Below are 18,644 nucleotides of genomic sequence, written 5' to 3'. Positions count from 1 at the left end.
ATCAACCAACAATTTAATGACATATACATAATTTTTAAGAGTATTTTAATAATGTAGACTATAATATAAAGCGAGGTGTTGTTAATGTTATTTAAAGAGGCTCAAGCTTTCATAGAAAACATGTATAAAGAGTGTCATTATGAAACGCAAATTATCAATAAACGTTTACATGACATTGAACTAGAAATAAAAGAAACTGGGACATATACACATACAGAAGAAGAACTTATTTATGGTGCTAAAATGGCTTGGCGTAATTCAAATCGTTGCATTGGTCGTTTATTTTGGGATTCGTTAAATGTCATTGATGCAAGAGATGTTACTGACGAAGCATCGTTCTTATCATCAATTACTTATCATATTACACAGGCTACAAATGAAGGTAAATTAAAGCCGTATATTACTATATATGCTCCAAAGGATGGACCTAAAATTTTCAACAATCAATTAATTCGCTATGCTGGCTATGACAATTGTGGTGATCCTGCTGAAAAAGAAGTTACACGCTTAGCAAATCACTTAGGTTGGAAAGGAAAAGGTACTAATTTTGACGTGTTACCACTGATTTACCAATTACCTAATGAGTCAGTTAAATTTTACGAATATCCTACTTCATTAATTAAAGAAGTACCTATTGAACATAATCATTATCCAAAATTAAGAAAATTGAACTTAAAATGGTATGCAGTCCCTATCATTTCCAATATGGACTTAAAAATCGGTGGCATTGTATATCCAACTGCACCCTTTAACGGTTGGTATATGGTAACTGAAATTGGCGTACGTAACTTTATTGATGATTACCGTTACAATTTACTAGAAAAAGTTGCAGATGCGTTTGAATTTGATATACTTAAAAATAATTCATTTAATAAAGATCGAGCACTTGTTGAATTGAACTATGCTGTGTATCATTCCTTTAAAAAAGAAGGCGTATCAATTGTCGATCATTTGACCGCTGCAAAGCAATTCGAACTATTCGAACGTAATGAAGCACAACAAGGTCGTCAAGTTACCGGAAAATGGTCTTGGCTAGCACCGCCATTATCTCCAACATTGACGTCAAATTATCATCACGGATATGACAATACAGTAAAAGATCCAAACTTTTTCTATAAAAAGAAAGAATCAAATGCTAACCAGTGCCCTTTCCATCATTAAGTTAGTAGAGGTGTAGCATATGCAATTATATTATTTAGGCCCTAAAGGTACATTTTCATATTTGGCTTGTCGTCAGTATTTTTCTGAAAATGAAGCAACTTTTCAACCAAAGTCAAATTTATTTGAAGTCATCAAGGCAGTTGCAGATGATGACACATCGATTGGTGTTGTCCCTATTGAAAATTCTATAGAAGGAACAATCAACATTGTGGCAGATGCACTTGCACAGCAAGATGTCTTTGCACACGGTGAAATACGTTTAGATATTAACTTTGCATTATATGGTAATGGAACAGATTCCATTTCTGATATTAAAAAAGTGTATTCTATTGCACCAGCGATCAGTCAAACAACAAATTACATACATCTACATCAATTTGACTATGATTATGTCGACAGTACAATTCAAAGTTTGACTAAAATTGAAAATGGCGTTGCAGCAATTGCACCTTTAGGTAGTGGCGAAGCTTATGGTTTTACACCTATTGATACACATATTGAAGACTATCCACATAACGTGACACGTTTTTTAGTTATAAAAAATCAGCAGCAATTTGATCAAAATGCGACATCATTGATGTTTTTAATTACACCAATGCATGATAAACCTGGGTTGTTAGCAAGTGTGCTTAATACATTTGCTTTGTTTAATATTAATTTATCCTGGATTGAGTCTCGTCCTTTAAAAACACAATTAGGTATGTATCGATTTTTCGTTCAGGCTGATTCTGCAATTACAACCGATATAAAGAAAGTCATTGCTATTTTAGAAACCTTAGATTTCAAAGTAGAAATGATTGGCGCTTTTAATTAAACTTTATTTTCTAGGTTCTACAATTTAAATAAATAAAGAGTCAACCAAGGATTAAAATAGGAATCCATCCTTGGTTGACTTTCTTTTGTTTGTATTGTTTTTACACGATGCTGCGGTATACGTTTCGTTACCACTCGTTCAAGCAATTGCTAATGTAACTTTTTATTTTTCGTTCTAATCCGCAATTACTATTTCAATGGCAGTGGTTGATTTATATCAATACCTAAAACTATAGGCATTACATAATACACGACTAAAATAATAATTATTGCACTAATTAAGTTTACCCAGAATCCTACTGATGCCATTTGTTTGATAGATATTTTACCTGAACCAAAGATAATTGCATTCGGTGGTGTCCCTACTGGTAACATGTATGCACAGTTAGCCGCCATAGCTGCTAGTGCCATAAGTAGTAATGGATGCACTCCAACAGCAACAGACAACGTTGCTAAAATCGGTAAAATCATCGTTGCAGTTGCGGTATTAGATGTCACTTCAGTTAAAAATAAGACAAAGATCGTTATGACGATTACAATAAGAATCGGACTAACACCATTTAATGATTTCAACTGTTCGCCTAACCATTTTGCTAAACCACTTTCTGATATACCTTTAGCTAATGCTAAACCGCCACCAAATAAAATTAATACACCCCACGGGAGCTCTTTTGCAACTTCCCAGTCAATGATACGACGATGTTTTTCAGTATTTTTAGCTGGAATAATAAATAATAATATTGATATAAAAATAGCAATCGTACCATCTGCAACGGATGACGTAACTTCCCATTTTTTCAGAAGAAACTCTCTTGTAATCCATAATAAGCTGGCAAGTACAAAGATAGTTTGTACTATCTTTTCTTCATACTTCATTTTGCCAAGCTCGTCTAACTTTTGTTTAATTAACGTCTGACCACCAGGTAAATATTTCAAATCATGTCTAAACGCAACATATCTTAAATAGAGCCAAGTAATACCTAACAAAACAATGACCGTTGGAATCCCTACAATCATCCATTTAGCAAAACTAATTTCATGTCCAAAATGTTGCATGTATTGTCCTTTTAAAATAATTAGCGGCGGCGTTCCGATAAGTGTACCTAATCCGCCAATCGTACCTGCATAGCCAATTGCTAAAACTAGAGATTTTTCAAACTTTTGAATACTTGTTTGATTCGTATTGGCTTCTTGTAAATCATGTGCTTCCTTAATAATTGCTAAACCAATCGGAATCATGATCATTACAGCTGCAGTGTTCGATACAAACATAGATAAGAATCCTGTTGCCACCATGAATCCAAGTAATATTTTTGAAGTGCTTGCACCAATTAAATTAATAATAGTCAAAGCTACTCTCGTATGTAAATTCCATCTTTCCATTGCAATTGCCAAAATAAATCCACCTAAAAACAAAAAGATAATATCATTGCCATATTCGGATGATACTTGTTCTGGTGTAAGTATGTGACCTAATGGTAATAACACAATTGGTAATAAGCTTGTTGCTGCAATAGGAATTGCTTCAGTAATCCACCAAGTCGCAATCCATAAAGTAATTGCTAAAACATAGACGCCTTTCCAAGGTAAGTCTTGTGGATGAAAGAATAATAATGTTAATAGGAAAAGTAATGGACCTAATATTAGTCCAATAAGTTGTCCCGCACTAAACGGTTTCTTTTTCTTTGATTTTGAAAAGAATGTTAAATACCTTTTCGATATCATTGATTGATGTTGATTGAAATAAGCCATAAATTTCCCCCTCATGATGATTATGACAAGCTACTTCAACTCACTATATTAGAGTATAGAAAGTTGTCTATCTTGTATTATCATTACCGTCAAAATACCCCTTTTATCAGATAATTGGGTTTATTATAGCATATTTATACCGTTTTATGAATGCGCTTTCAAAAGATTATTTACTATCTTAATTCTAATGTCATGCGAAACTTTTTACTTTTTTATTTCATCTACATTGATTGTAGTAACTTGAATACCCGCTTCAACAGGACTTAAAAACACTGTATCAATATCTTCCAAATGAATTGATTGAGTCGAATTATTGAATGTATTACCAACGATTAATACATCTTTATGTTTAACATTATTATAATTACGTACATGTATCGCATCTTTAGACATTGATCCTTTAAATTCATTTCCAATTATATTCATATTTATTCCTGCTTGGGAACCTAAGTCTTTTCCTGTCATCACATCTGCAGCGTTTTTACCATCTCTAACTCCTAAATATCTAATACCACCCTCACAGTTAATAAACTTATTATTAATAATGAAAGCATCTTTATACTTCAAGGGAGTTAATGCATAACCTTGTATATCTTCAAATATATTATTTCTAATATGAATATTCTCATAGTAACGATTATGTCTACTTGCATGTGAGCCAATAGCACGATTCCAACTTCCCATTTCGGGCAATTCTGAAGGTCCAAAATAACAATCTTCGATAATGACATTTTTCGTTATCGTACCATCTGTCGTTCCGAATTTTGGAAAAGCACCAGGTACTTGAATGTCTAATTGTATTGCTTCAGAATAAAAGCGTTCGCCACTATAGTCTACGAATCCTTCAAATGAACAGTTTTTAATATAGAGTCCATTAATCCCACAAGCATCAATTGCATGACCACTCACTACATTCTTAATGGTCACACCTATTAATTGAATATCTTCAGCATGCCCAATGCACATAGCTGTATTGTTATAAGGATACGATACGCCATTCATATCAAACTTGCCTCCTTTAATATGAATATGACTGTGTCCATTATAACCACGATAAAAACCAAAGCGATGACCATTTTTTAATAAAGGACCAGAATGACATCGACGTAAAATAGTTTCATTATCTAACAAAAGTGTTGTATTGCCATATATCGTTAATGGTTTGCAAATATCATACGTCCCTTTCGGTATATAAACTGTCGTTGGTTTACATCTTCCATGATTTAACGCACGTTGTATTGCTCGAGTATCTTTAGTTTTGTTTATACCTGTTAACCCATAATCTTTCATATTGATATACATAAATCGTCATCCTTTGTCCATTTTCTAATTACTCATATATTAACCAATTATTCAAATTATAATCGTGTTAGGTTGATTTAGCAGATAGTCATAAATCTCGTGATGCCATCTATTAGCATTTTTATATTCAAAACATCATCACTTGATATTAGTTCTAAGTTTGTCACATTTAGTATTCTATTACAGCTATTTTAAAACTACCGTAAAAACATCTTATAATATTTGTTGATTGCGCGATTTGCTCTTCCAAAAAAGTTGATTAATCTATATACTTAATCTATATTTATATATTAACCATTAGGGTTAAAAATTACTCTAGCATTTATGAATAGATGGGAGTTTATTTTATTATTATATAGGAGAGATGTTGAATGACACATCGCGCACTATTAGTTGTTGACTATTCATATGACTTTATCGCAGACGACGGCTTACTAACATGCGGTAAACCTGGACAAAATATTGAAGATTTTATTGTTTCTCGTATCAATGACTTTAATTATTATCAAGACCATATATTCTTTTTAATGGATTTACATTATTTACATGACATTCATCATCCTGAAAGTAAATTATTCCCACCACACAATATCGTAGATACAAGTGGTAGAGAATTATACGGTAAAGTAGGTAAATTATACGAAACAATTAAAGCGCAACCTAATGTACATTTCATTGATAAAACGCGCTATGATTCGTTCTTTGGTACCCCGCTTGATAGTTTATTGAGAGAAAGAAGTATTAATCAAGTCGAGATCGTTGGTGTATGTACCGATATTTGTGTGTTACATACAGCAATTTCTGCATACAACTTAGGTTATAAAATTTCAGTACCTGCTGAGGGAGTGGCTTCATTTAATCAAAAAGGGCATGAATGGGCACTTGCACATTTCAAAAACTCATTAGGTGCAGAGGTAGAACAACACGTTTAAATCGTGCTAAAATAATTATAAAGAATACAATATACAAGGGAGATATTTGACAATGGCTAAAACATATATTTTCGGACATAAGAATCCAGACACTGATGCAATTTCATCTGCGATTATTATGGCAGAATTTGAACAACTTAGAGGTAATTCAGGAGCCAAAGCATACCGTTTAGGTGATGTGAGTGCAGAAACTCAATTCGCGTTAGATACATTTAATGTACCTGCTCCGGAATTATTAACGGATGATTTAGATGGTCAAGATGTTATCTTAGTTGATCATAACGAATTCCAACAAAGTTCTGATACGATTGCCTCTGCTACAATTAAGCATGTAATTGATCATCACAGAATTGCAAATTTCGAAACTGCTGGTCCTTTATGTTATCGTGCTGAACCAGTTGGTTGTACAGCTACAATTTTATACAAAATGTTTAGAGAACGTGGCTTTGAAATTAAACCTGAAATTGCTGGTTTAATGTTATCAGCAATTATTTCAGATAGCTTACTTTTCAAATCACCAACATGTACACAACAAGATGTTAAAGCAGCTGAAGAATTAAAAGATATTGCTAAAGTTGATATTCAAAAGTACGGCTTAGATATGTTAAAAGCAGGTGCTTCAACAACTGATAAATCAGTTGAATTCTTATTAAACATGGATGCTAAATCATTTACTATGGGTGACTATGTGACTCGTATTGCACAAGTTAATGCTGTTGACCTTGACGAAGTGTTAAATCGTAAAGAAGATTTAGAAAAAGAAATGTTAGCTGTAAGTGCACAAGAAAAATATGACTTATTTGTACTTGTTGTTACTGACATCATTAATAGTGATTCTAAAATTTTAGTTGTAGGTGCTGAAAAAGATAAAGTTGGCGAAGCATTCAATGTTCAATTAGAAGATGACATGGCCTTCTTATCTGGTGTTGTTTCTCGAAAAAAACAAATCGTACCTCAAATCACTGAAGCATTAACAAAATAATACTATATTACTGTCTAATTATAGACATGTTGTATTTAACTAACAGTTCATTAAAGTAGAATTTATTTCACTTTCAATGAACTGTTTTTTATTTACGTTTGACTAATTTACAACCTTTTCAATAGCAGTTTTCATTCCTTTAGCTATCCTAACCCACAGATTAGTGATTTCTATACAATTTCCCTTTGGTCTTTACATTTTCTTAAAATATTTGCGATGTTGAGTATAAATTTTTGTTTTCTTCCTACCTTTTTCGTTATGATTAAAGTTATAAATATTATTATGTACACGATTCATCGCTCTATTTTCAACTTTCAGCATATATAATTCGAAAGACCATTTAAAATTAACGGCCACAACATTCAAATCAATTAATCACTTTTTCCAAAATAATCATATAAGGAGGTTCTTTTCATTATGAATATCATTGAGCAAAAATTTTATGACAGTAAAGCTTTTTTCAATACACAACAAACTAAAGATATTAGTTTTAGAAAAGAGCAATTAAAGAAGTTAAGCAAAGCTATTAAATCATACGAGAGCGATATTTTAGAAGCACTATATACAGATTTAGGAAAAAATAAAGTCGAAGCTTATGCTACTGAAATTGGCATAACTTTGAAAAGTATCAAAAATGCCCGTAAGGAACTTAAAAACTGGACTAAAACAAAAAATGTAGACACACCTTTATATTTATTTCCAACAAAAAGCTATATCAAAAAAGAACCTTATGGAACAGTTTTGATCATTGCACCATTTAACTATCCTTTCCAACTAGTGTTCGAACCTTTAATTGGTGCTATTGCAGCAGGTAATACAGCAATTATTAAACCATCTGAGTTGACACCAAATGTTGCACGAGTGATTAAACGATTAATCAATGAAACATTTGATGCAAATTACATTGAAGTTATTGAGGGAGGAATTGAAGAAACGCAAACGTTAATTCACTTACCTTTTGACTATGTCTTCTTTACAGGAAGTGAAAATGTAGGCAAAATCGTTTATCAATCTGCCAGCGAAAATTTAGTTCCTGTGACATTAGAAATGGGCGGTAAATCTCCAGTCATCGTTGATGAAACAGCGAATATTAAAGTTGCCAGTGAACGCATTTGTTTTGGGAAATTCACTAATGCCGGCCAAACATGTGTTGCACCAGATTACATTTTAGTACACGAATCTGTAAAAGATGATTTAATCACAGCCCTATCAAAAACGTTGCGTGAATTTTATGGTCAAAATATACAACAAAGTCCAGATTATGGCCGCATTGTAAACCTTAAACATTATCATCGTCTGACGTCATTACTTAACAGTGCACAAATGAATATTGTATTTGGTGGTCATAGTGATGAGGATGAACGTTATATAGAACCAACATTGTTAGATCACGTTACAAGTGATTCAGCAATTATGCAAGAAGAAATTTTTGGTCCTATCTTACCGATTTTAACGTATCAGTCATTGGATGAAGCAATAGCCTTTATTCACGAAAGACCAAAACCTTTGAGTTTATATTTATTTAGCGAAGATGAAAATGCTACACAACGTGTAATAAACGAGCTATCATTTGGCGGCGGCGCTATTAATGATACATTGATGCACCTAGCGAATCCTAAATTACCATTTGGTGGTGTTGGCACCTCAGGTATGGGACGCTATCATGGTAAATATTCATTCGACACTTTTACACATGAAAAAAGCTACATTTTCAAATCTACACGATTAGAATCAGGTGTCCATTTACCACCATATAAAGGTAAATTTAAATACATCAAAGCTTTCTTTAAAAATTAATTTTTGAGACAAAAATAAACCATGCTTCCATAATTTGATGTTCTTGAAAACAATAAATTTCAAGGTATACACAAATTTTTTGGAAACATGGTTTTCTTTTTATCATGATTAATTAAAGATTAAAATATGACACATACACCTTCAGATGCTACACGAGTGTTATCACATAGCGTAATTTTACCTGTTTCTTTATTTCTTTCGAAAACAGTTACAACTGAATCTCCTTGCTCATGAGCACAAACTAAAAGGTCATCTGATGAGGCAATATTAAAATCTCTTGGGAATTGACCACCACTTTCAGTAATTGTTACTAGTTCTAAGTGTTGACCATTATCAAGAACTTTAAAAATTGCAATGCTATCATGCCCTCTATTAGATACATATAAGAATTGTTGGTCATGAGATAAACGCACTGCTGCAAGTTTAGTATCTCCATCAAAGTTTTCAGGAATTGTTAAATGACGCTCGAGCTCTTCAAATTTACCGTCATTATATTCTGCAACACTCACAGTATTTGATAATTCATGTACGACATAAGCAAATTTTCCATTATCATGAAATTCAATATGTCTTGTCCCGTCACTATCTTTAAATAAAGATTCTTTATAAAATTCAAACCCGTTGTCATCAAATTTATAAGTAACGATACGATCAGCACCTAAATCTGTTACTGCAACGTACTTACCATCTGGAGTTTGATTAATATAATGTGCGTGTGGATGATCTTGTCTTTCATGTGTACCTGTTGGAAAATCATGCGCAAGTTCTTGAATTAGACGTATAATTTCACCTGTGTGCGTATTTAATTCATACATACGTATGATGCCAGCACCATATACCGCTTCAAATAAATATCGTTTATCTCCTGAAATCGATACATAACAACCTGTACCAGCTTTTGAAGACAAACATTTATTTAATAAATGCAATTCACCATTGTCATCAATTTTCAAACTCGCAACACCGCATTGTTCTCCTTCTTTATTGATTCCATATAAAACTTCGTTATTACGCACCAAATATGTAGACGCTTCTAATTCAAATCCTGTTTCTAATAAATCAATACGTGACTGATTTTCGTTTAATTCAAAACGATAAATCCCTTTACCATTCTTTTTAGTGTAAGAACCAATATATCCATTTGTCATTACTTTTACCCCTCCATGTTAGTCTTATTTTCATTTTATTAAATTTTAGCTAGAATTAACAATCATTTATCATTTCCTTAAAGCTAAAACTGTTTAACTACTTTAAAAGAACTATTTGCTGGTGATATGTCATTATTCGATTTTAATTAATCCCTCTTTTTTACTTACACGAGCATTCATTATTAACGCGTTTATGCTTCCACAAAATTTCTGTTGCAAAATAGAACACATGTTCGTATAATGTAATTATCAGATTGGAGTGAATTAAGGATGACAAGTTATGAAGAAGAAACTGATTATCGTAACGTTCCAAGAGAATTACTAGATAACAATATACCTATGGGAAGAGGCATGATTAAATGGGCTCCTTTTGCAACATTACCCGAACAATTCGAAACGATTCAACAATACATTATCGACCAAAACAAAATTACACGTCCTGTATTATCAGATGATCAATTGGCTGAGCTAAACATTCGGCTACACGAGGCGCTACAATATGCCCAACCTGTAGAAGTTAAATTTTATAATAATGGCTTTGTAGATTCAGTACGCTTAACCATTTATCGTATTGATGCTATTAATTATGAAATTGATGGTTATGTTTACAATCAGCAACAACGTCAAAAAATTTCTATCTTTGATATCTTAGATATTGTCTTGTTACCTTAATGCTTTGAACATAATTAAAGGCAAGAACAATCTATATTGTCCTTGCCTAAATGTTATTAGTTATTTTTACTTTCGATATCAGAAATAATTTCTTTAGTTTTTCTTTCAATATCTTCAAAATCTTTTTTAAAGATATAAGCAAATGCTACTAGACCAACACCAGCAACTAATGTTGTAATAGCAACTAAGCTAAATACGAATTTAAACACACATTTAATAAAATTCCACATCTCAATTTCACCTCTGTTAAATTAAATACCTATCTACATTTCATTATACTATCATATATAGAATAATCATTAAATAAATACCCAATTTTACGAAATATATTCATCAAATTATATAGCGAGCAAGCTAATGATTATTTTCAAAAATGCCGAGGAACCTCTGTTTCAACGTGACATGACCTTATATGCTAATGTTAACAATGACTATTATCGTGAATGCTAACTTAAGATTGTTATTTATGATAAGATGATTTTAAGTTTTTAACTTAATATCCCCACCATCTATAAAAATATGTTTTAACTGATTGATAAGTCTTATACACCGAGAAATCACCTCAAACAATTTTATATTTCATTTAGTAAAATATAACTTTATTTAACATGACATTCAATATACATACGATTACTATTTATTTACAATATATTACAACTAAAAAGAAAGGGGCCGATGATATGCAACAAGTGACATCAGATATTATGACTTTTAGAGGTTCACATTTCGAGTTAGGTGTTAAAACTGGTAAATGGCTTCAACAAACACCTCTTCTAAAAAATCGAGAAAAAGAATGGAAAAAACGTGTCCCACGTTTCGATATAGATGTAAATGAAACTTATCAAATATTCCAAACTTACGCACCTCAAATATGGGAAGAATTAATGGGACTACAAAGTATACTCAAAATGCCAACACGCCAAATTATTTTAAACTTTGGACATTATCGTTTTACCGATTTAAAAGAAAGTGGTTGCACGGTCTTTCAAGGCAAAGACTTCATGGTTAGAAATTATGATTATCACCCTGCAACTTATGATGGTCGCTACTTACTATATCAACCTACAGATAGCGGTTTAGCTCAAATTGGTCCTGTATCAAGGGTAACTGGAAGAATGGATGGTATGAATGAGTCAGGATTAACTATGGGCTATAACTTTATGCACCGGAAGAAACCAGCAAATGGTTTTGTATGTTATATGATTGGTCGTCTAATTCTTGAAAATTGCCAAAATGTAACAGAAGCAATCCAATTATTGAAAGAAATACCACACAGAAGCTCATTTAGCTACATACTGATGGACAAATCATTGAACCATGCAATTGTTGAAGTGACGCCGAGATCAATAGATGTTCGTTATGATAATATATGTACAAATCATTTTGAAATATTATCACATGAAAATCGCAATTATACAAAAGAATCTAAAGAAAGACTAGCGCGTACCATTTCACAAACTAATAATAATTTAGATATGACTACAGCATTTAAGTTATTCAATAATCCTCAGTATGAAATTTACAGTAAACTATTCAAAAGCTGGTCTGGCACCATCCATACATCAATGTATCACCCTGAAACATTAACTGCATATTTTACATTGGGAGAAAATGCGCCACCAGAAATAATAGATTTCAAATCATGGTTAGATGGTCAAGACCTTAATATCACTCACTTTACTGGCAATATAGATACCGACTTAACTTTTGCCAACAAATAAATAACACCGATATTAGAGAAATTATGCTTCCTAATATCGGTGCTTACATCCTTTATTTATTCAACTTTGATATTACCATCAATCGTATAAAATTCTAAAACATTGTCGCTTTTCCCAACTTTACCATTAGTAAATGTTTTATTTTTAACTACGCTATCACCCGTTCCCGGATTTAGCTTTAGTATAGTATCTTCAGGTTTACTATCATACTTAAAACGAATATCTCCTTGTTTAGTAGAAGCTTTTGCATCTACTTTTGATGGCATGTTTTTAAATTCAATGTCACCATGATCGTTTAAAAATATGGATTGTTTAATTTGACTCTTGTCGATTTGTAGCGTACCAATAACAACTTTAATATTACTATTTTTAATGTTACTTTTACTAATATAAGTAGGACTATTATTTGTCTTTGAATCTAGTGCGTCAAGATTTGAGTTTTTAATAACTACTTCACCGTTAATGCTTTGAATACTTGTGTTCTCTAAATCAACATCACTGATTCTAACACTTCCTGCTCCAGACGATATATTTAAACGTTTAATCATTTTATCAGGCATTTCAATCGTTAACGTTTTCTTATTCTCATGAAAAGGATTCATATCAATTGCATATCCTCTTGTCTTAGACCTTTTATCACTAACCTTCAACGTCTTATCTACTATATTAATTAATATATCATTGTCACCATCATATTTAACTCTAAATTGATTCCCCCGTTTTATACGAAGTTCTGTACTATCCAAATTTATAGATACATTGTCAAAAGCATCGTCTTTGAATGTTTTATCATATTGTTTAGTACCATATTTGTTTTTATCATAGCTGAACCAAATAATGGTTGCTGCTGTAAAAAAGACAACAAACACTAAAAGCCCAATAAAAAAGAATTTCTTCATTTTCTAACGCTTCCTTTGACAGTTTTAATATACCAAAGTAAATATTTTAAGATTAAACGATAAATGTATTCTAAAATCTTAAATATGACAATGATAAATACTAATCCTAACCCTGAATATGATATGGCAAAAAATACATTACTAATTGAGTCTACAATTCCTCTGGATATTGCTGATGCTAATAAAATAATTGGACAAAACAGCAGCAAAAGTGATATTAAAAATAATGCTAATACAAATAATCCAACTATAGATACTGGTATAAGGATGACAAAAATAGATAGAATGCCTAAACTTAATGAAGCAGCAACAGCTCTTGAAATATTTTCAAATGTTGGTTTAGATTCAGCATAATCAATAACACTTCTAGCTTTTGTTTCAGCTGCAACGTCTTGTGGGTCTTTTAACTTCTTTAAAATTTCCTCTTCATCAACGCCATTAAGTTCTTGCTCATAAAAATAACGTTCATATTCATACATTTTTTGATCTCTTAAATGCCTAGGTAGCGCATCAAGTGCTGTTTCTAATTCATTTAAATAAGTAATCTTGTTCATATAGGTCACTCATCCCAATAAAATTATTCATTCGTTTTTTATAACTTTAAGACCTAAAGCTATTTACTAAAAAATTCAATACGCTTAATTTCTAAATCTTGATAAAGTAAGTTTAATTTTAAATGGTTATCTCTATCAATATACTTTACCGATGAGAAATCATTGCCAACTTTTGTTCTTTTATATCCGAATCCAAGATTTTCAATCGCATTATTTATTGGCGAACCAATTCCCCCATCAAAATTAGTATGTATCTTTTCATCTCTTACTAATATTATCCCCTTAACGATGTTATCCTTTTCTCTCACTTTAACGGTAAGGTCAGGATGAGCTTTACTGTTATAAAATTTAAAACGATCAAACTTAATTTTTTTATTTACTTCATAGCCTTTTTTATCAAACTTCTCATTTAATTTAATATCGTTTATTTCAAGATTAGACAAATCCACAGTTTTCGTATGACGATATTGATATAAACCAATTAATACACCAAAAGAACAGATTAAAAATAATATAAACACAACCCAGCGATTTTGAATACGCACTGATGTCACCCTTTCTTTGTACTTATTTAAATATAGCATAAGGTGCTTCCCGTTTCATCCTTAACAAAAATTAACAAAGAATTTGCAATTAATTTATTTCATTACCTTTTATTACTATAAATTGGTATAATGTTGTAAATGCTAAAGGAGGTTTTTACAATGACAAATTTAGAAACTTATTTCAAAAATAGCCAACCCTTAAATGAATACATTGATGGAATGAAGACAAATCAAGATACCGTTCTCAGTATCTATCAATCATTTGAGTTACCAGAAGATGATTCACGCATCAAAAAAATAAAAGAGATGAATTATTCTAAAATATTAGTAATTACTGAAGACTGGTGTGGAGATGCAATGATGAATCTCCCAATTCTAAAACACATCAGTGAAGCATTAAATTTAGAAGTACGCGTGTTCCATAGAGATGATGATACAAAACTGATCGATCAATATTTAACAAATGGTAAATCACGTGCAATTCCTATCTTCGTATTCTTGAATGATCAATTCGAACAAGAAACAGTTTGGGGACCAAGAGCAAATGAAGTCCAAAAATTTGTAACTGATGTTCGTGCTGATAAATTACCGAGCAAAGATCATCCAGACTATGCAGATTTAGAAAAAGAAACACACTTAGTTATATCAAACCGCTATAAAACTGACGCTTCATTTTGGAAAGCAGTTTATAATTCCATCCTAAATAAATTAGAAAATAAATAAATTTACAATAAGACAAACTTTGAGGTTGGGAAAATTTAAAATTCCCAACCTCAAAATTATTTTTATTAAATGTCTTTTTTAGCGACATATAAGATATTCAAAATGAAGAATATCACTATAGAACCTAATGAAATTACCCATTGCCAATTGCTAAAATCAAAGTTAGAGCTAATCATTTTATCAGTTAAGTAAGCAAAAGGGATATAATCAAAAGCATCTAAAACTTTATCACCGTATCTTGGGATAAATGTAATAAAAGGTTTAATAAACGGTACAATGAGTACTAAAAATACACCTAATGAAAATATCATTGCTGTTTTTTGTGATGCAAGTGTGATTAAGAATAAAAACAAGCCAAAGAATAGTAAAAAGATTAGGAAGAACCATAAATTATCTACATATTTAGAAAACGCCAAATTTTTTCCATTGCTAGATGCTTGCACAACAATCAAAATCACATAATGAATTAATGCAAATAATATTGAAATTAAAATAATTGAAATTGTTTTCGAAATAATGTATCCAACGCGTGTTTTAACTTTACTCATATATAGTTGAATTGTACCTTGTGAAAAATCACGCGTAATTGTCTTAACAACAAACATTAATCCAATTATTAACAATAACCATTTTGCTGCAGCAAATACAGATCCATAGACAATAATATGTTTCGGATTATCCATAGAATTTGCCATAAGTATACTTTGAGTTGCAATCAAACTAGATACGACAAGTATCGCTAAATATGTTAAAGGACTTTTAAAAACACTATAAAGATCATACTTAACTAAATTTAAAATTCTCATTATTTATCACCTCTTTGATTTATATTGAAGTACGTATCACGCAATGAACTTTTACGTGTTTCAATATATTTCGGATAAATATCTAATTCAGATAATGCTTTTAGTATAACTTGATAATTTTTTTGTGCATCGATCATTAAATGTCCGTCTGCTTTGTCGACATTTTGTAATTGGAAATGCTCTGCAAGATATTTTTCAGTTCTATCAAAGTCTTTATGATCAACAGTAACTATCGTTGTGTCAGATGCAACACCTTCCTCCATGTTTACATCTTGAACAAAATGTCCGTCTCTTAAAAATACAGCTCTATCACAAATTAATTCAATATCTTCTAACTTATGACTTGATATAAGAATTCTCATATCAAGTTCATTTACTAGAGACTTAATTGTAGTCAGCACATCAATTGAGCCATCTGGATCCATACCATTTGTAGGCTCATCCAATATTAAAAATTTAGGTTTATTCATTAAAGATACTGCAATTGCTAACTTTTGCTTCATCCCCATTGAATATTTCTTAACTTTCTTTTTAATATAAGGTCTCATACCAAATGCATCTATAATTTTGTCTGTGTATGCTTTATCAAAACCCTTACCTAATACTTGTGCAAATAATTTCAAGTTATACAATCCTGATTTATTATCATATAATTTAGGATGCTCAATTAAAAAACCGATATTATCTGCATTATCAATATCTACTTTTCCATCAAATTTAATAATATTACCATTCATTACTTTCATAACGGTTGTTTTACCAACACCGTTTTTTCCTATTAATCCGACAATTCTACTATCGCCAAAGTCAAAATCAATATCATTTAAAACGACATTTGAGCCGTATTTTTTTGTAATATGTTCTAATTTCATCGACTGCCTCCTTTAAATTTTCTAGTATTTATTTTATTGAGCTGTTTAAAATAATTAACAATAAGTATAACAATGCTTATAATTAGAAAACCAATATTTAAAACATATGAATATAGATCTGGGAATGATGATTGACTTAGAACAAAATAATTCACCAACACTATTGCAATTGAAAATAAAAATGGAACTAAAATGATAATAGTAAACACGTATATACCATATGGCACTTTGACTCTACGCAATTCTGTAAATTGACTAAATGCAATTGGTATAGACAAGAAGTTAGATATGACAAATGCATATGCAGTTGAAAAATAGATTGAATTTGGTTCAATCACATCTGCTTCATAAGCATATAAACTAATAACAAGCGTTCCAATTAATGTTAAAACAATGCATGTAATATAGTTGGCATTAAGCAATTGTTTTTTTGACACTGGTAAACTCATATAAAAATAATATGAATCATTACCACCTAATCTACGATTGAGTCTAAATAAGTGACCAGCATCTAAAATCCAAATAATCAATATTGTTGGACTTATAAAAGATTGCAATAAGTAAAAGAACTTTGTTGAGTCAAGCATTATATAAAAAGGATATAAGGTTAATAATAGAACATAGATGATAAGTGTATATCGTCGTAATTTAAAATTCCTAATTAACAATGCCTTCATTTAAAAACCTTCTTCCATCAATTTGATGTTTTCATGATATTTAGGTTTTCTCTTTTCAAGATAAACCATTAGGTTCTCAATAGAAGGTGTAGTGATATTCACTTTATGACCTAAAATTTCTTTAAATACTTGCGCATGTTCTGTTAATCCTATAAATCCCGTACGCTTATGTTCTTCAAAAATAAGTAAAGATGCTAATTCATCATCAAGGTCCTCAATTGCACCACTCACAACTTGATATCTTTGTAACAGTTGTTCTTTTGAACCATTTAAGATAACTTCACCGTCACTTAAGTGAATGATATAATCAGCTATTTTTTCTAAATCTGAGATAATGTGTGTCGACATGAATATTGTTTTATTTTCATCAATTAATTCTTGCTGAATTATCTCCAATAGCTCATTTCTAGCTAAGGGATCAAGACCTGAAGTAGGCTCATCAAAAATATACAATTCAGCATGATGTGAAAATGCAACTGCTAGTGATAATTTCATTTTCATGCCAGTCGAAAATGTTTTTATTGATTTATTGATTGGTAAATCGAACTTTTCAAGATAAAATTCAAATACTTGATGGTCCCATTTACGATAAAAAGGGGCAATCATTTTTTCAAGTTGCTTCGTAGTCCATCTCTCATTAAAATAATTTTCAGCGTAAACAAACCCAATTCTATTCTTTAACTCTATCGGATTGAGAGCCATATCCTCTTCTAATACTCTAATAACACCAGTTTGTGGTTGATACAAATCCATAATTAACCTTATTATTGTGGTTTTACCAGCGCCATTTCTACCAATAAAACCAGTGACAAATCCTTGAGGAACTTTGAAAGAGATATTCTTTAAATTAAACTGATCACTTGAATAATTAACATTACTTAATTCTATGGCATTCATGATGATTCCTCCTCATAAATGAACGTTAAAATATCTTGAAGTTCCTCAAGTGACATTTCGATGGCTTGCGCTTCGTTAACCAATTCTTTAACCAAATTTTCAATGGTAAAAAATTGTTTCTCTTTTAAAATAGAACTATCTTGTTCCTTAACAAAGGTCCCTTTTCCTCTAATTGTTGTAACAAAACCGTCTTTCTCTAAATCTTCATAAGCACGTTTGGTAGTAATCAAACTTACTTGAAGATCTTTGGCAAGTTCCCTCATTGATGGCAAATGCTCTCCAGGAGCAACATGTCCCTTTAAAATATTTTGTTTTACTTGTTGCTTAATCTGTTCATAAATCGGAAAATCACTATTGTTTTTTAAAATTATTTTCATCAACGTCCCCCTAT

22 protein-coding genes are annotated in these 18,644 nt (G+C 31.2%); 9 read left to right on the top strand and 13 right to left on the bottom strand.

Features of this window, described 5'->3' with window-relative positions:
* Nucleotides 1–84 precede the first annotated feature (84 nt).
* The 3 genes from ACXQH5_RS09120 (at nt 85) to ACXQH5_RS09110 (ending at nt 2,153) form a co-directional block, all read left to right on the top strand.
* The gene (locus tag ACXQH5_RS09120) at nt 85–1,161 is read left to right on the top strand and encodes a nitric oxide synthase oxygenase (RefSeq protein ID WP_042747312.1); all 1,077 of its coding nucleotides are present in this window, start codon (nt 85–87) and stop codon (nt 1,159–1,161) included.
* Nucleotides 1,162–1,180: 19 nt separating this feature from the next.
* Nucleotides 1,181–1,975: a prephenate dehydratase gene (locus ACXQH5_RS09115; RefSeq protein WP_001177824.1), complete on the top strand. Its 795-nt coding sequence runs from the start codon at nt 1,181–1,183 to the stop codon at nt 1,973–1,975.
* 70 nt (nt 1,976–2,045) lie between these two features.
* The gene (locus tag ACXQH5_RS09110) at nt 2,046–2,153 is read left to right on the top strand and encodes a hypothetical protein (RefSeq protein ID WP_001802312.1); all 108 of its coding nucleotides are present in this window, start codon (nt 2,046–2,048) and stop codon (nt 2,151–2,153) included.
* A 10-nt stretch (nt 2,154–2,163) separates the two neighbouring features.
* Here the strand turns inward: ACXQH5_RS09110 and ACXQH5_RS09105 are convergent, their stop codons facing one another.
* The gene (locus ACXQH5_RS09105; RefSeq protein WP_458067202.1) at nt 2,164–3,726 is read right to left on the bottom strand and encodes an SLC13 family permease; all 1,563 of its coding nucleotides are present in this window, start codon (nt 3,724–3,726) and stop codon (nt 2,164–2,166) included.
* A 204-nt stretch (nt 3,727–3,930) separates the two neighbouring features.
* Nucleotides 3,931–5,028: a glycosyl hydrolase family 28-related protein gene (locus ACXQH5_RS09100; protein ID WP_000275716.1), complete on the bottom strand. Its 1,098-nt coding sequence runs from the start codon at nt 5,026–5,028 to the stop codon at nt 3,931–3,933.
* A gap of 371 nt (nt 5,029–5,399) precedes the next feature.
* Between ACXQH5_RS09100 and ACXQH5_RS09095 the strand changes: the two genes are divergently transcribed.
* Both ACXQH5_RS09095 and ACXQH5_RS09090 read left to right on the top strand, forming a co-directional pair.
* Nucleotides 5,400–5,960: a cysteine hydrolase family protein gene (locus tag ACXQH5_RS09095; RefSeq protein ID WP_000149686.1), complete on the top strand. Its 561-nt coding sequence runs from the start codon at nt 5,400–5,402 to the stop codon at nt 5,958–5,960.
* 52 nt (nt 5,961–6,012) lie between these two features.
* On the top strand, nt 6,013–6,942 hold the full coding sequence (locus ACXQH5_RS09090; protein ID WP_001140871.1) for a manganese-dependent inorganic pyrophosphatase: 930 nt from the start codon (nt 6,013–6,015) through the stop codon (nt 6,940–6,942).
* A gap of 192 nt (nt 6,943–7,134) precedes the next feature.
* Here ACXQH5_RS09090 and ACXQH5_RS09085 read toward each other — a convergent pair whose 3' ends face one another.
* Nucleotides 7,135–7,308 carry a hypothetical protein gene (locus ACXQH5_RS09085; RefSeq protein WP_001790680.1) on the bottom strand — a complete coding sequence of 58 codons (174 nt, stop codon included), beginning with the start codon at nt 7,306–7,308 and terminating at the stop codon, nt 7,135–7,137.
* 51 nt (nt 7,309–7,359) lie between these two features.
* On the opposite strand from ACXQH5_RS09085, the gene ACXQH5_RS09080 reads away from it, so the two are divergent.
* On the top strand, nt 7,360–8,739 hold the full coding sequence (locus tag ACXQH5_RS09080) for an aldehyde dehydrogenase (RefSeq protein ID WP_001021231.1): 1,380 nt from the start codon (nt 7,360–7,362) through the stop codon (nt 8,737–8,739).
* 119 nt (nt 8,740–8,858) lie between these two features.
* Here ACXQH5_RS09080 and pglS read toward each other — a convergent pair whose 3' ends face one another.
* The gene (gene pglS, locus ACXQH5_RS09075) at nt 8,859–9,887 is read right to left on the bottom strand and encodes a 6-phosphogluconolactonase (RefSeq protein ID WP_000181329.1); all 1,029 of its coding nucleotides are present in this window, start codon (nt 9,885–9,887) and stop codon (nt 8,859–8,861) included.
* A gap of 270 nt (nt 9,888–10,157) precedes the next feature.
* Between pglS and ACXQH5_RS09070 the strand changes: the two genes are divergently transcribed.
* The gene (locus ACXQH5_RS09070; protein WP_000205106.1) at nt 10,158–10,559 is read left to right on the top strand and encodes a YolD-like family protein; all 402 of its coding nucleotides are present in this window, start codon (nt 10,158–10,160) and stop codon (nt 10,557–10,559) included.
* Nucleotides 10,560–10,615: 56 nt separating this feature from the next.
* Here the strand turns inward: ACXQH5_RS09070 and ACXQH5_RS09065 are convergent, their stop codons facing one another.
* Nucleotides 10,616–10,789, bottom strand: coding sequence for a hypothetical protein (locus ACXQH5_RS09065; RefSeq protein ID WP_000267033.1), 174 nt, complete (start codon nt 10,787–10,789; stop codon nt 10,616–10,618).
* Between the two features lie 450 nt (nt 10,790–11,239).
* On the opposite strand from ACXQH5_RS09065, the gene ACXQH5_RS09060 reads away from it, so the two are divergent.
* A complete protein-coding gene (locus tag ACXQH5_RS09060) occupies nt 11,240–12,280 on the top strand; it encodes a C45 family autoproteolytic acyltransferase/hydolase (RefSeq protein ID WP_001188068.1) in 1,041 nt (346 codons plus the stop codon).
* Between the two features lie 56 nt (nt 12,281–12,336).
* On the opposite strand, the gene ACXQH5_RS09055 is transcribed toward ACXQH5_RS09060, so the two are convergent.
* From ACXQH5_RS09055 to ACXQH5_RS09045, 3 genes are read right to left on the bottom strand one after another with little or no spacing between them, the layout of a single operon-like run.
* Nucleotides 12,337–13,179 (bottom strand): DUF4097 family beta strand repeat-containing protein, encoded by an 843-nt coding sequence (locus ACXQH5_RS09055; protein WP_000713075.1) that lies wholly within the window; start codon nt 13,177–13,179, stop codon nt 12,337–12,339.
* Nucleotides 13,176–13,733, bottom strand: a complete 558-nt coding sequence (locus ACXQH5_RS09050; RefSeq protein WP_001033968.1) for an HAAS signaling domain-containing protein — start codon at nt 13,731–13,733, stop codon at nt 13,176–13,178. Before ACXQH5_RS09050 ends, ACXQH5_RS09055 begins: the two co-directional genes overlap by 4 nt.
* A 59-nt stretch (nt 13,734–13,792) precedes the next feature.
* Nucleotides 13,793–14,317 (bottom strand): membrane protein, encoded by a 525-nt coding sequence (locus ACXQH5_RS09045; RefSeq protein WP_000966288.1) that lies wholly within the window; start codon nt 14,315–14,317, stop codon nt 13,793–13,795.
* A gap of 120 nt (nt 14,318–14,437) precedes the next feature.
* On the opposite strand from ACXQH5_RS09045, the gene ACXQH5_RS09040 reads away from it, so the two are divergent.
* Entirely contained in the window at nt 14,438–15,001 is a 564-nt protein-coding gene (locus tag ACXQH5_RS09040) for a thioredoxin family protein (protein ID WP_000182840.1), read from the top strand.
* A gap of 65 nt (nt 15,002–15,066) precedes the next feature.
* Here ACXQH5_RS09040 and pmtD read toward each other — a convergent pair whose 3' ends face one another.
* Genes pmtD through pmtR form a run of 5 tightly spaced genes read right to left on the bottom strand, consistent with a single transcriptional unit; the run spans nt 15,067 to nt 18,630 of the window.
* Entirely contained in the window at nt 15,067–15,807 is a 741-nt protein-coding gene (pmtD, locus tag ACXQH5_RS09035; protein ID WP_001221659.1) for a phenol-soluble modulin export ABC transporter permease subunit PmtD, read from the bottom strand.
* Nucleotides 15,807–16,679 (bottom strand): phenol-soluble modulin export ABC transporter ATP-binding protein PmtC, encoded by an 873-nt coding sequence (pmtC, locus tag ACXQH5_RS09030; RefSeq protein WP_000763046.1) that lies wholly within the window; start codon nt 16,677–16,679, stop codon nt 15,807–15,809. Before pmtC ends, pmtD begins: the two co-directional genes overlap by 1 nt.
* The gene (gene pmtB, locus ACXQH5_RS09025; protein WP_000645729.1) at nt 16,676–17,356 is read right to left on the bottom strand and encodes a phenol-soluble modulin export ABC transporter permease subunit PmtB; all 681 of its coding nucleotides are present in this window, start codon (nt 17,354–17,356) and stop codon (nt 16,676–16,678) included. The genes pmtC and pmtB overlap by 4 nt, the downstream gene beginning before the upstream one ends.
* Nucleotides 17,357–18,253: a phenol-soluble modulin export ABC transporter ATP-binding protein PmtA gene (pmtA, locus tag ACXQH5_RS09020; RefSeq protein WP_000991298.1), complete on the bottom strand. Its 897-nt coding sequence runs from the start codon at nt 18,251–18,253 to the stop codon at nt 17,357–17,359.
* Nucleotides 18,250–18,630 carry a PSM export ABC transporter transcriptional regulator PmtR gene (pmtR, locus tag ACXQH5_RS09015; RefSeq protein ID WP_000691584.1) on the bottom strand — a complete coding sequence of 127 codons (381 nt, stop codon included), beginning with the start codon at nt 18,628–18,630 and terminating at the stop codon, nt 18,250–18,252. The genes pmtA and pmtR overlap by 4 nt, the downstream gene beginning before the upstream one ends.
* Nucleotides 18,631–18,644: the final 14 nt, after the last annotated feature.

The organism is Staphylococcus sp. SA22, from assembly GCF_054165785.1.
This window is presented reverse-complemented; position numbering and strand designations above follow the sequence as displayed.